General features: G+C 67.4%; 8 protein-coding genes. 2 read left to right on the top strand and 6 right to left on the bottom strand.

Annotated elements, in window-relative coordinates; all coding sequences use genetic code 11:
• Positions 1-170 precede the first annotated feature (170 nt).
• The 4 genes from OU994_RS28110 to OU994_RS28095 all read right to left on the bottom strand — a co-directional run bounded on the left by OU994_RS28110 (position 171) and on the right by OU994_RS28095 (position 4984).
• Positions 171-2459, bottom strand: coding sequence for a xanthine dehydrogenase family protein molybdopterin-binding subunit (locus OU994_RS28110; RefSeq protein ID WP_281608589.1), 2289 nt, complete (start codon positions 2457-2459; stop codon positions 171-173).
• Positions 2456-3514 (bottom strand): xanthine dehydrogenase family protein subunit M, encoded by a 1059-nt coding sequence (locus OU994_RS28105; protein WP_281608588.1) that lies wholly within the window; start codon positions 3512-3514, stop codon positions 2456-2458. The genes OU994_RS28110 and OU994_RS28105 overlap by 4 nt, the downstream gene beginning before the upstream one ends.
• Positions 3511-4038, bottom strand: a complete 528-nt coding sequence (locus OU994_RS28100) for a (2Fe-2S)-binding protein (protein ID WP_281608587.1) — start codon at positions 4036-4038, stop codon at positions 3511-3513. Before OU994_RS28100 ends, OU994_RS28105 begins: the two co-directional genes overlap by 4 nt.
• A 289-nt stretch (positions 4039-4327) precedes the next feature.
• Complete coding sequence (locus OU994_RS28095) at positions 4328-4984, bottom strand: PEP-CTERM sorting domain-containing protein (protein WP_281608586.1); 657 nt, start codon at positions 4982-4984, stop codon at positions 4328-4330.
• Positions 4985-5249: 265 nt separating this feature from the next.
• On the opposite strand from OU994_RS28095, the gene OU994_RS28090 reads away from it, so the two are divergent.
• The gene (locus OU994_RS28090) at positions 5250-6908 is read left to right on the top strand and encodes a methyl-accepting chemotaxis protein (RefSeq protein ID WP_281608585.1); all 1659 of its coding nucleotides are present in this window, start codon (positions 5250-5252) and stop codon (positions 6906-6908) included.
• 57 nt (positions 6909-6965) lie between these two features.
• Here the strand turns inward: OU994_RS28090 and OU994_RS28085 are convergent, their stop codons facing one another.
• The gene (locus tag OU994_RS28085; protein ID WP_281608584.1) at positions 6966-8210 is read right to left on the bottom strand and encodes a glycosyl hydrolase; all 1245 of its coding nucleotides are present in this window, start codon (positions 8208-8210) and stop codon (positions 6966-6968) included.
• A 184-nt stretch (positions 8211-8394) separates the two neighbouring features.
• Complete coding sequence (locus OU994_RS28080; RefSeq protein ID WP_281608583.1) at positions 8395-11565, bottom strand: ligand-binding sensor domain-containing diguanylate cyclase; 3171 nt, start codon at positions 11563-11565, stop codon at positions 8395-8397.
• A 256-nt stretch (positions 11566-11821) separates the two neighbouring features.
• Here OU994_RS28080 and OU994_RS28075 point away from each other — a divergent pair, with 256 nt between their 5' ends.
• Entirely contained in the window at positions 11822-13321 is a 1500-nt protein-coding gene (locus tag OU994_RS28075) for a DEAD/DEAH box helicase (protein ID WP_281608582.1), read from the top strand.
• Positions 13322-13400 lie beyond the last annotated feature (79 nt).

Here is a 13400-nt window from a genome sequence, read left to right as displayed (position 1 = left end):
CCCAGCCCTTCGCTGTTGGGGTGAATGCATGCGCTTTCAATGTAACCCCGGTTTTTTGGCTGAGTTGCGATGACGCTGGCAAAAACCGGGGTCCCCTTGGTCGACGCGGACGACTGTGAAATGCGGCACTGACTGGCGGGGACAGACCCCTGTAGTTCACCCGCCGCGGATCAGGGTCCCCCGCCCAGCACCTTGTCCGGCGTCATCGGCGTACTGCGCAGCCGCTTGCCGGTGGCGTGCCAGATGGCGTTGCTGACCGCGGCGGCCACGCCGACGAGGCCGATCTCGCCCACGCCCTTGGCGCCCAGCCGGCTGACGATCCGGTCGTCCTCTTCCACGAAGATCACGTCCATCGCATGGATGTCGGCATTCACCGGCACGTGGTATTCCGCGTAGTTGTGGTTCATGAAGCGGCCCAGCCGGTGGTCGGCGTACGACTCCTCGTGCAGCGCCTGGCTGATGCCCCACACGATGCCGCCGGTGATCTGGCTGGTCGCCGTCTTCGTGTTCATGATGCGGCCGGCGGCGATGGCGCTCGTCACGCGCGTCACGCGCACCATGCCGGTCTGCTCGTCGACGCGCACTTCCACGAACACGGCGGAGTGCACCAGGCGGCGGAACTTGCGCTGCTTGAGCATGTTCGGCAGCATCAGGTATTTTTCTTCCAGCCGGACCAGGCCGCTGTCGTTCATCAGGGCCGTCAGCGGCACCGCCGTCTCGTGCCGCTCCTTCAGGCGCAGCATGCCGCCGGCGAATTCCACGGCCTTGAACTTCACATCGGCGAACGGCGAGCCGCGCTGCTTTTGCGCATGCTTGAACAGGGTCTTCTGCAGCTTTTCGCACACCCCGGCCACCGCGGAACCCACCGTGGTCACGTGCGACGAGCCACCCTCGATCGGCGCCACCGGCAGCGTGGAGTCGCCCAGCTGGAACGTCACGTCTTCCAGCGGCAGGCCCATGGCCTCGGCGGCGATCATCGCCATCACGGTATAGGTGCCGGTACCGATGTCGGTGGCGGCGCTGGACACCACCAGCTTGCCGTCGGCATGCAGCACCGCGCTGGCGCGGGCGAACATCTGCATCGCATCCCACACGCCGGTCGCCATGCCCCAGCCGACCCACTCGGTGCCTTCCTTGCGTGAGCGCGGTTCCAGCGGCCGCCGGTCCCAGCCGAAGCGCCGGGCGCCCAGCTCGTAGCAGGCGCGCAGCTCCTTGCTGGAGTAGGGCTTGTCCTCGATCGGCACGCGATCGGCGTAGTTCTTCAGGCGCAGCGCCAGCGGATCCATCTTCAGCGCATAGGCCAGTTCGTCCATCGCCACTTCGAGCGCATGCACGCCGTGCGCCGCGCCCGGGGCGCGCATGTCGATCGGCGTGTACTGGTCGAGCTTCACCAGCTTGTAGTCGAGCTTGATGTTGTCGCAGGCGTACAGCAGGCCCGACCAGTTGACCACCACCTCCACGTAGTCCTCGATCGGCGAGGTTTCCGCGATGGCCTGGTGCCAGATGGCGCGCAGCGTGCCATCGCGCTCGGCCGCCAGCTTCACGCGCTGCACGGTTTCGGGCCGGTGGCCGAAGGTGAACATCTGCTGGCGCGTCAGCACCACCCGCACCGAGCGCTTCAGGTGCAGCGCCGCCATCACGGCCAGCGTGAGCTGGTACTGCGGCCGCAGGCCGGAACCGAACGCGCCGCCCACGTAGGTATTGCGCACGGTGACCTTGTTTTTCGGCAGGCCGAACACGTGCGACACGTACCAGCGGCTGTTCTGCGAACTCTGCGTCTTGTCATGGATGATGAGGTGGCCGTCGTCGCCGCGGATCACGGTGGAGGCGAACAGCTCCATCGGATTGTGGTGTTCCACGCCGCTGTAGAACTCCGCGTCGATCTTCACGGGGGCGGCATCGAAGGCCGCGTCGGTATCGCCTTTCTCGTCCGGCGGCGGCTCGTAGCCGGCCTTCAGCGGCTTCGGTTTGTAGGCGCGATCCAGGTTGGCCGACAGCTTGGTGCCATGCGGTTCCTCGTCGATTTCGAACGTCACCAGCGATGCCGCATAGCGGGCCGCCTCGAACGTTTCCGCCACCACCAGCGCCAGCGGCTGGCCGCTGTACATCACATGGTTGTCGTACAGCGGGCGGAAGGGCGAGCCGGCCGGCGCCGTCATGTCCTTGTAGGCGATATCGAAGGAGCGGATCTTCGGGCGGTTCAGGTGGGTCAGCACCTCGACCACGCCCTCGACCGCCAGCGCGGCGCGCGTGTCGATCGACACGATGGTGCCCTTGGCGGCCGGCGAGCTGACCACCACGCCGTACGCCAGGTCCGGCGCCGCGTGTTCGGCCGCGTATTTCGCCTGGCCCGTCACCTTGGCGCGGCCATCCACCCGCGATACCGGCGTGCCGGTGCGCACCGGGCCGGTGCCGCGGTCCGCCACGGGTGCCTGCAATGCTTCGATCAGGTCCGTCATCGATCTTCCCCTTTCCGCATGCCCTGGTTCGTTACCGTTCCCTGGCTGGCCACGTGCAGGGCGCGCACGATGGCGTTGCGGGCCAGCGGAATCTTGAAGTCGTTGGCGCCGCGGCCCACGGCGCCGTGCAGCAGCGCATCGGCGACGCGGCCGAAGGCTTCCTCGCCCGGCGCGGCGCCGGCCAGCAGCTGCTCCGCTTCGGGCAGGCGCCATGGCTTGTGGGCCACGCCGCCCAGTGCGATACGCGCCTCGGCGATGGTGCCGTCTTCACCGATGTCCAGCGCCGCGGCCACCGATACCAGCGCGAACGCATACGAGAGCCGCTCGCGCAGCTTCAGGTAGGCCGAGTGGCGCACGAACTGCGCGGCATCCGGCAGCGCAATCCCGGTGATCAGCTCGTCGGGAGCCAGCGTGGTGTCGATGTCCGGCCGGTCGCCGGGCAGCCGGTGGAAATCGGCGAACGGGATCTCGCGCTTGCCGCGCACCGAATGCACGTGCACCACCGCTTCCAGTGCGGCCAGCGCCACGCACATGTCGGATGGGTGGGTGGCGATGCAGTGCTCGCTGGCGCCCAGGATGGCGTGCTGGCGCGTGATGCCGCCGTTGGCGGAGCAGCCGCTGCCGGGCGTGCGCTTGTTGCAGGGCGTGGCCACGTCGTAGAAATACCAGCAGCGCGTGCGCTGCAGCAGGTTGCCGGCATTGCTGGCCATGTTGCGCAATTGCGGGGAGGCGCCCGCCAGGATGGCGGCCGACAGCAGCGGGTAGCGCTGCTCGACCAGCGGGTGGTAGGCGGTATCGGCGTTGCGGGCCAGGGCACCCAGCAGCAGGCCGCCGTCCGGGCTTTCCTCGATGGCGTCCAGCGGCAGGCGGTTGATGTCGACCAGGTGCGGCGCGATCGTCACGCCTTCCTTCATCAGGTCGAGCAGGTTGGTGCCGCCGGCCACGAAACGGCTCTCGTGTTGATTGGCGGCGCCCGTGTTGGTGGCGGCATTGGCGGCGATGGCCTGCAGCGCGCCTTCCACTGTGGCGGGGCGGTCGTAGGCGAACGGATTCATGCCGGCACCGTCCCGATGATGACGGGGCCTTCGGCATTCTCGCTGTCCGGCGGCACGCCGGCCACCTGGGACACGGCGCGCAGGATCTGCGGATAGGCGCCGCAGCGGCAGATGTTCCCGCTCATCAGCTCGCGCACCTCGGCCGAACAGCTCGCCCGGCCTTCGTTGACCAGGCCCACCGCGGAACAGATCTGGCCGGGCGTGCAGTAGCCGCACTGGAAGGCATCGTGCTCGATGAAAGCCTGCTGCATCGGATGCAGGGCGTCGCCATCGGCCAGGCCTTCGATCGTGGTGACCTCGCGGCCATCGTTCATCACGGCCAGCGTCAGGCAGGCATTGATGCGGCGGCCGTCGACGAGCACCGTGCAGGCGCCGCACTGGCCGTGGTCGCAGCCTTTCTTGGTGCCCGTCAACCCCATCCGGTCGCGCAGCAAGTCGAGCAGGGTGACCCAGGCTTCAATGTTCATCGTGTGCTGTTGCCCGTTGACGGTGATCGTCAGCGGACAGCGCGGGGGAGCTCCCATGGCAAGGCCCTTTCCAGTAGGTTCATGACAAACGAAAAGGTAGCGCGCACACCGGCCGCCTTGCGTGCGCGCACACACAGATGGTGGTTACCTGAAGGAGGAACGGCGCTGGACAGCGCCAAAGAAAAAGCCCGCAGTTTGCACTGCGGGCCGAGGGTACAACGAGGTGTTCTTGATGTTATTCCGGGACTCCAGCGGAGCTGGAGCGTTGAAATCTGTTAATGATATTAAACAAGCTTTTGCAGAATTTCAAGAAAGAAATACGCTATTCGCCTGGGAAATGTCACATTCATGCAACGTTGCCGGCGTTCCCTTTGCCCCGGCGGCGCCATGCAGCGGTGCCCAGCACGGCCAGGCCAGCCACGGTCATCGGCAACACATGCGGCTCAGGTACCGGGGCCGCCACGTCGCGCCCGAAGAACACCACGTTGGAGAAGCCGGGAACCTGGCCGCCGCCATTCAGCCATTCGATCTGCCAGGTACCGTTCAGCGTCTGGCCGGCCGCCACGGCCTGGTCATCGAACAGGAAGGCGGTGCTGGCCTTGGAAGCGTGGATCGCCACCGTCAGGTCGAGCACGGCGTTCCTGCTGCCGGTATTGGTGATCGTCCAGGTACCGCTGGTGCCGCCCGCGCCCGTGAACGTGAAGTCGAACAGGTCCGAGGAATCGACCAGCCTGGTCCTGGCTTCCTGCGTGCCCAGCACTTCCCAGTCGTTCGTGCCGAACACGTTCGCGAAGCCGGCCGTATTGCCGCCGTACTGCATCGGATTGATGGTGGAGAAGGCCAGTTTGTCGGCGTCGAACTTGTCCAGCTTGACATCGTCCACGCTGGCCTTGCCGATCTTCGGTCCCTTGACCACCTGCTTGCTGTCGTTGGCAGCGTGTGCAACCGTGCCAGCCGCCAGGGCGCACAGCAGCAGCGCTTTCGTCATCGTCGAATGATTCATAGATTCCTTGAAGAGGGGATCTGTCGGGGCAGGGAGCAGATGTGAGAAGGTGGCGCGTCTTGGGCCATGCGTCGCAGCGTACCGATAGTCTTGCCGAATTTCAACAAAGCATTACGAGTTCTTGCCAAGAAATTATCGAAATGTGGTAATCCGGGCACGCCATACAGCGTGGCTCCCCGGACTTCGCATGCGTGGCATGCTGGAAGCCACGCGGTGCCGGCCCGCCGGACCTGCGCCTGTCTTCATCCAGTGGAAGGAGTCGGCCATGCAATGGTTTCGTGACCTGAAGATCGCCCGCAAGCTGCTGCTTGCCTTCGCGGTGGTGCAATTGCTGATGCTGCTGCTCGGTATCGCCTGCCTGCAGTCGATGTCGAGCATTAACAAAGCTTCCGATGACCTGGCGGAAAACTGGCTGCCCAGCGTGCGCGCGGTGATGCAGGTGCGTACCGACGTGGGCGACCTGCGGCGCCAGGAACTGGCTTTCCTGCTCACTGACGATGCGCAGGAAAAGAGCCGTATCGCCCAGCAGATGGAGACGGTGCTGGCGGCTGCGCGCGCGAACGTGGCCAGCTATGAAAAGCTGATCTCCAGTCCCGAGGAACGGGCGCTGTTCGACAGTTTCCGGGGCAATTGGCAATCCTTCCTCACCGAGCATGGCAACCTGATGGCGCTCGGCCGCGCCGGGCGCGTCGACGAGGCGCGGGCGATCGCCAACGGTGCCGCGTCGCGCCTGCTGCGAGACATCAATGGCACGCTGGACAAGCTCGTGCAGCTGAACGTGGCGGGCGGCGACCGGGCCAGCGCGGCGGCCACCCAGCTGTACCAGAGCACCCGCGGCTGGACGATCGCCCTGCTGGCCGGCGCCGTCACGGCCGGCATCGCACTGGCGCTGTGGGTGGCCGGCATCGTCGCGAAGCCGCTGCGCGAGGCGGTCGACGTGGCGCGCACGGTGGCCGGCGGCGATCTCACGCGGCAGATCGTGGTGCGTTCGCGCGACGAGACGGGTGAATTGATGATGGCTTTGAAGGACATGATGGCCAGCCTGCAAAGCCTGGTGGCGCAAGTGCGTGCCGGCACGGAGACCATCTCCACCGCGTCCGGCCAGATCGCGGCAGGCAACCAGGACCTGTCATCGCGCACCGAGCAGCAGGCCAGCTCGCTGGAAGAAACGGCGTCGTCGATGGAACAGCTGACGTCGACCGTGCGCCAGAACGCCGACAATGCGCGGCAGGCCAACGGGCTGGCGCAATCGGCTTCCGGCATCGCCGTGCGCGGCGGGCAGGTGGTGGGCGAAGTGGTCGGCACGATGGCCTCCATCAACGCGGCGTCGCAGCGGATCGTCGAGATCATCGGCACCATCGACAGCATCGCCTTCCAGACCAATATCCTGGCGCTGAACGCCGCCGTGGAAGCGGCCCGCGCCGGCGAGCAGGGCAGGGGCTTCGCCGTCGTCGCTTCCGAAGTGCGCAGCCTGGCGCACCGCTCGGCCGCCGCCGCGAAGGACATCAAGCAGCTGATCGGCGATTCGGTCGCCAGGGTCGATGCCGGCTCGCGCCTGGTCGACGAAGCCGGCAACACGATGCGCGAGATCGTCACCAGCATCGCGCGCGTGTCGGAGATCGTCAGCGAGATCACCGCCGCCAGCAACGAACAGAGCGCCGGCATCGAGCAGGTCAACGAGGCGGTGGTGCAGATGGACCAGGCCACGCAGCAGAATGCCGCGCTGGTCGAGGAGTCGGCGGCGGCGGCCGAGGCGATGCAGCAGCAGGCCGCGCGGCTGGCCGAACTGGTCGCCACGTTCCGCGTCAACGCCGATGCGATGGCCGGGGTTGCCGCGCAGGCGGTGGTGACGCCGGCGCGCGCCGCGGCCGCACGGCCCATGCTGCCGCGCGCGGCAAGCAAGGATGCCTGGGAGGCGTATTAGCGGTATCGGCGTGGCGGACGTGCGGGTACGCCGTGTATCAGCGTGCAGACGTACCGGTCACCGTGGCGCGCCGAACCGTGGCAACCGCTCCAGCGTGATCACGCGGGGATCGTGGTACACCTTGCGCTTGTGCGCGTTGGTGTTGTAGTACTCGCCGGTCCAGAAATTCTCCCTGGCGGTCACGCCGGCCGGGGTGTCCCGGTCGTTCCATGTCATGAACCACAGCCACCACGCCCCGTCGGCGGCGATCTTGTCCGGATCGGGAATGTAGCTGTTTTCGCTGAGCGCCACCGGTTTGTTGTCGGCCGTGGTCTTGCGGGCCTTCAGGTAAGTCCGCGCCTGCGACCCGTAGGTCTTGTTGTCGGTATCGTCGTAGATGTCCCAGCTGATGATGTCGACCACGTCGTCGCCCGGATACCAGGCCGGGTCCTGGCCGTTCCAGACCCAGATCAGGTTGTGCAAGCCATGCACGTTGACCAGCCGGTCGTACATGTGCCGCCACAGCAGGATGTTCGCATAGGCCTGCGGCACCCCGTCGGTGCGCTGCCGGCCCCACCAGAACCAGCCATCCCCGTCATTGCCCGAGGCTTCATGCAACGGCCGCCACAGCACGGTCACGCCGGCGCCGGCCAGTTTCTTCAATTCCGCGGCGACCAGGTCGATGCCGTCGTCGATCTGGCGCAGGGCCGGGCTGTTCCTGTCCAGCGTCCCCTGCGCGACAGGGATCGTGAAGGAAGTGTTCTTGCCCGCGTCGGGCTCGCGTGCATAGAAGTTGGCCCGGTCGGCCGATGCCGTGCGCAGCAGGGAAGGGTCGCGCCAGTGCCAGGTGAAGGTCACCAGGCCGCCCCGCCTGGCCCAGTCGATCGCTTCCTCGGTCTGGCGCTGGCCGTCCACGCGGCCGGTCATCCCGTAGTTCATGAAATCGTAGCCCATCAGCGCCGGATACCTGCCGGTGTCGGCATGGACCCGTTCGGCCATGTCGATCGCATCCTTCCACGTCAGGTCGGATTGTCCGGCGATGATGGCGCGGCCCCAGGTGCCGCGCAGCCAGGCGTAGGTTTCGCGGGTGGTCCGGTCGGCCTGCGCGTCCACCGGGGTGGGGCGGCCGGAGCCGGCCGGCAGGCTGTCGCGGCTGGCCGGGCAAAAGCTGCGCGCGATGCAGTAGGCGCCCTGTTCGAAGCCCCAGCCGTCGCCGCGCGCGCACAGGGCCCAGGCCTTGCCGTTCACGGTGCAGGTCTCGGGGGCGGCGGTTGCCGCCGGGGTGGCGCCGGCAAAACCGGCCCATCCGGCCAGGGCCGACATGGCGTGAAGCATCCATAAACGCGGGCGCGCGGTACGAAACATGGTGTGTGATCCTGTGGTGGCGGGCGCCCACCTGGAGGGCACCGGTGCCGCACTGTAGCGGCGCGCAGGGGGCGCGGCAATGGCGGTGCCCGGCAGGGGGCCGTGTTTCGTCCTGTTTAGTGAAGGCGCTGCGAAGTTGGCCTCAAGCGTCGGCGCCCGATGCCACCACGCCGTTCCGCCCCTGCTCCTTGGCGCGCAGCACTGCCTCGTCGGCGCGCCGCACCAGTTCGGCCGAGGCCTCGGACGTCGGCTGCATCGCCGCGACGCCGATACTGACGGTCAGCTTGCCCAGCGGGGACTTGCCGTGCGGGATATCGAGCGCAGCCACCTCGGCGCAGATCGCCTGCGCTTCCTTCAGCGCGGCGGCGCCATCGCCCGCGGCCCACAGCAGGGCGAACTCGCCGCCGCTGTGGCGCGCCACGAAATCGGTGGTGCGCCGGCCGTGGCGCTTCAGCACGCCGGCCACGGCGCGCAGCACGTCGTCGCCTGCGGCGTGGCCGTATTCGTGGTTGTATTCCCGCAGCCAGTCCGGATTGACCAGGGCCAGCGACAGCACCTGGCCGGTGCGGGCGGCCCGGCGCCATTCGGCATCGAGCCGGGCGCCGAAATCGCGCGGGTTCGACAGGCCGGTCAGCCCGTCCGTGGTCGCCTGCGCCGCCAGCTTCAGGTGCGATTCCTCCAGCGCGGCGGTGCGCGCCCGCACCAGGTCTTCCAGCAAGCGGTTGACGCCCTTGAGCTGGCGTACGCGCCAGTGCCAGACGGCCCACAGCAGTGCCAGCACCAGCAGCACGGCCAGCGCGCGGAACCACCAGGTTTCCCAGAACGGCGGCGTGATCGTCACCGCCAGCGTGACCGGCTCGGGGCTCCACTGGCCGCGGTGGTTGGCCGCCTTCACGCGGAATACGTAGCGCCCCGGATCGAGATTGGTGTAGGTGGCGGCGCGGCGCGTGGCGTCCGTCTCGATCCAGTCGCGGTCGAACCCTTCCAGCTGGTACGCGTAGCGGTTCAGCGCCGGTTCCGTGTAGTGAAGGGCGGCGAACTCGATCGAGAAGGCCGGCGCGCGCGACGACAGTGTCAGCACACGCGGCGTGGTCACCGTGCCGTCCAGTGTCACGCCCGCGTGCGGGCCCGGCTCGGCCAGCGAGCGGTTGTAGACCTTGATGTCGGTGATCGCCAGCTGCGGCGGCACGGACTGGCTGCGCACCTCGCGCGGCGAGACCGCCGTCAGGCCATGCACGCCGCCGAAGTACAGGATGCCGTCCGGCCCGGGCGTCGACGAGTTGACGGTGAAGCCGTCGGTCATGCCGTCGGCCGCCGTGTACAGCGTGGACTTCGCGGTGGCCGGATCGACGCGGAACAGGCCGATGATCGTGCTGACCCACAGCTGGTCGTCCAGGTCGCTGCGGATCGACAGGATCTTGGCGCCGCGGGTCGCTTCGGCATACGAGCGGAACGTGATGTTCTCGCCCGACTGCACCACCTGCTGCAAGCCTTTCGCGGTGCCGATCCAGATACGGCCCAGCGAATCCTCGTGCAGCGAGGAGACGTTGTCGTCGGCCAGGCCGGCGGGGCTGCCGCCGCGGTGGGTGAAATGGCGGAACTTGCCGGTCTTCGGGTCGAGCAGGTCGAGGCCGCCGCCATTCCACTCCGAGCCCATCCATACCCGGCCGGCGCGGTCTTCCAGCACCGACGAGGTACCGTTGACGGCGCGGCTGGCCGGGTCGGCCGGATCGTTCTGGAACATGCGGTGCTGGCCGGTGGCCGGTTCATAGCGGATCAGGCTGTTGCCGGTGGCGAGCCACAGGATGCCGCCGCGTCCCGGCGCGATGGCATTGATGTAATCGCTGGCCGGGTTGCCGAAGTGGATGGTCTTGAAAGGGCCGGCCGGATTGTCCAGGCGGTTCAGGCCATTCGACGTGCCGACCCACAGGGGACCGTCGGCTTCCTGGTACAGGCTGTAGACGATGTTTTGCGACAGCGAGCCCGGCTGGCGCGGATCGGAGGTATGGCGCCGCACCACGGCGTTGGCGGCCGGGTCGAACAGGCTGATGCCGACGTTGCCGCCCAGCCAGAGCTTGCCGCCCGGCGCGCGCGCCACCGTCAGCACGGCGGTATTGGCCGCGTTATTGGATGTGTTGATGGGGGCAATACCGGTGGCGAAGCCGGCCCCGCCCGCGCCGGGATCGAATTGCTGCGGCACATAGCGGGTGAATCCTGTGCTGTTCAGGTTGACGAGGCCGATGCCGTCGGTAAAGGTGGCCACCCACAGCATGCCGCCACGGTCCTGCAGCATCGCCCGCGTGCTGTCGCCCGGCAGTGAATACTGGTCGTTCGGCGTGTGGCGGTATTGGGTGAACGTGCCGGCCGCCACGTTCCAGCGCAGCAGGCCGGCGGACAGCGTGGTTGCCCACAGCGTGCCGGTGCGGTCGATATAGAAGCTGGTCACGCGGCTGTTCGGTGCGGGCACGTGCTGGCGCGTGCTCCAGTCGCTCTTGCCATCCCAGCGCAGGACACCGCTCTCGGTGCCGATCCACAGCGCGCCGTCGCCATCGAACTGCAGCGCGCGCACGATGTTGGTGCGCGGATCGGTCTGCCCGGCCGGGTCGACGTGGTGGTGCACGAATTCGCTGCCGCCGGGCGGCAGGTAATCGAGCCCGCCCGGCCAGGTGGCCACCCACAAACCGCCTTTCGCATCGCGCGCCAGGGCGTTGACGTCGTTGCTGGCCAGGCTGCCCGGGCGCTGCGCGTCGTGCTGGTGGACCGTGAACTTGCCGGTGGCCGGATCGAAGTGCTGCAGGCCGCCCCAGCTGGCCAGCCACATGCCGTCCTTGCCGTCCGAAATGATCTGCTTGATGATGCCCCGGTTCGCCGAGCTTGCGCCCTTTGGCCCCTGTGGCGCCACGTACACGGTGAAATCGTTGCTGGCCGGGTTGAACAGCGCCAGGCCGTTCTGCGTGCCGGCCCAGATTCGGCCCTGGCGGTCTTCGTGGAGCGTGGAGACCCGGTCGTGCGGCAGGCTTTTCGGGTCGCCTGCCCGGTTCTGGTAGCGCACCGCCTGGTAGCCGTTGTAGCGGTACAGGCCATTCACATGGGTGCCGATCCACATGAAGCCCTGGCGATCCTGCAGCAGCGACAGCATCGACGGTTCGTCGTTGCCGAGCGGCCCCAGCTTCTTGAAGCGCAAGGTCGGCGGGGCGCCGGTGTCGGCCAGCGCCGCGGCCGGGGGCAGGGAAGCCAGCACCAGGAGTACCGTGAATGCTGTCATTGCGGCGGCCCGCAGCGGCCGCGCCAGGAAGAAGAGATGAGCGCGCATCCGGCGATTATGCCAGCAATCGTTTTCCCTTTATGCAATAAAATGCCGCCCTGTACGGCTAATCTGTGCGTATCCCGCTTGAAACAGGTATTATTCGAGGTTGGCCATTCCACCCTTGACGGGGTTGGTATTCCAGCCTTGGCGTGGTTGGCCGTTCAGCCTCAGCGCGGTTGGCCTCCCGGCCTCAGCGGGGTTGGCAGTCCCGGTTACAGCAGTAGTTATTTATCGGAAAGCATGGTCGTACGACCAATCATTTATGTCTGACATCGAAACAACCGCCCAGCCTGAGGCGCCCGCCCAGGTGCGTTTCTCCGACTTCGGCCTCTCTCCCGACATCCAGCGCGCCCTCACCGAACAGGGCTACGAACACCCGACGCCGATCCAGGCGCAGGCGATCCCGGTGGTGTTGCAGGGACGCGACGTGATGGGAGCGGCCCAGACCGGTACCGGTAAAACCGCCGGCTTTTCGCTGCCCATCATCCAGCTGCTGCTGGCGCACGCCAACGCGAGCATGAGCCCGGCGCGCCACCCGGTGCGCGCGCTGATCCTCGCGCCGACCCGCGAGCTGGCCGTGCAGGTGGCGGAGAATGTCGCGAATTATTGCAAGCACACGCCGCTGCGTTCGACCGTGGTGTACGGCGGCGTCGACATCAAGCCGCAGGCCGCGATCATGCGCGGCGGCGTCGAGATCGTGATCGCCACGCCGGGCCGCCTGCTGGACCACGTGGAACAGAAGAACATCTCGCTGTCGCAGGTGCAGATGCTGGTGATGGATGAAGCGGACCGCATGCTCGACATGGGCTTCCTGCCGGACCTGCAGCGCATCATCAACCTGCTGCCCAAGCAGCGCCAGAACCTGATGTTCTCGGCCACCTTCTCGGCCGAGATCAAGAAGCTGGCGGCGACCTTCCTGAGCAACCCGGTCACCATCGAAGTCGCGCGCAGCAATGCCACGGCCGACAAGGTGACCCAGGTGGTCTACAAGGTCACCGAGGAAAACAAGCGCGACGCCGTCGCCCATATCCTGCGCCAGCGCGAGCTGAAGCAGGTGATCGTCTTCTCGAATACGAAGATCGGCGCCTCGCGCCTGGCGCGCGGCCTGGAACAGGAAGGCATGAAGGCTTCCGCGATCCACGGCGACAAGACGCAGCAGGAACGCATGGCCGCGCTGGAAGCGTTCAAGCGCGGTGAAGTGGACGTGCTGGTGGCCACCGACGTGGCGGCGCGCGGCCTCGACATCTCCGACCTGCCGTGCGTGATCAACTACGACCTGCCGTACAACGCGGAAGACTACGTGCACCGCATTGGCCGCACCGGCCGCGCCGGCGCCTCGGGCGATGCGATCTCGATCTATTCGGACAAGGACGAGCGCCTGCTGGCCGATATCGAGAAGCTGATCAAGCAGAATATCAAGCGCGGCGAGCTGGAAGGCTTCCGCCCCGGCGCCCGTGCCAGCGAAGAGCGTAGCGGCAGCGACCGCCGGCCGCCGCGCCGCACCGCCGAAGGCGAACGCCCGCAGGGCAGCGGCTATGCCGGTTCCGCCAACGGCGGCTATGCCGGCAATGGCCGCCCCGGCGCCGACCGCGGTCCGCGCCCGTCCGGCCCGCGCCGCGACAAGGTCGACCCGTGGTTCCTGAAGCCGTACGAGCCGAGCCGCCCCAACACCGCCTCGACCACCACCACGCCTTCGTCATCCGCGCCGTCGAAACCGAAGCCCCGGCTGGCCGCGCTGCTCGGCGGCCTGCGCAAGGAATGAATCGCGCGGCCCAGGCAACGGTCCCGTTGCCTGGGCCGTTCGCGGCACCGGTATAATCCGGCAATCTTCCTTTCTTGCC

The organism is Pseudoduganella sp. SL102, assembly GCF_027856995.1.
In the GTDB taxonomy this organism is placed as follows: Bacteria; Pseudomonadota; Gammaproteobacteria; order Burkholderiales; family Burkholderiaceae_D; genus Rugamonas; species Rugamonas albidiflava.
This window is presented reverse-complemented; position numbering and strand designations above follow the sequence as displayed.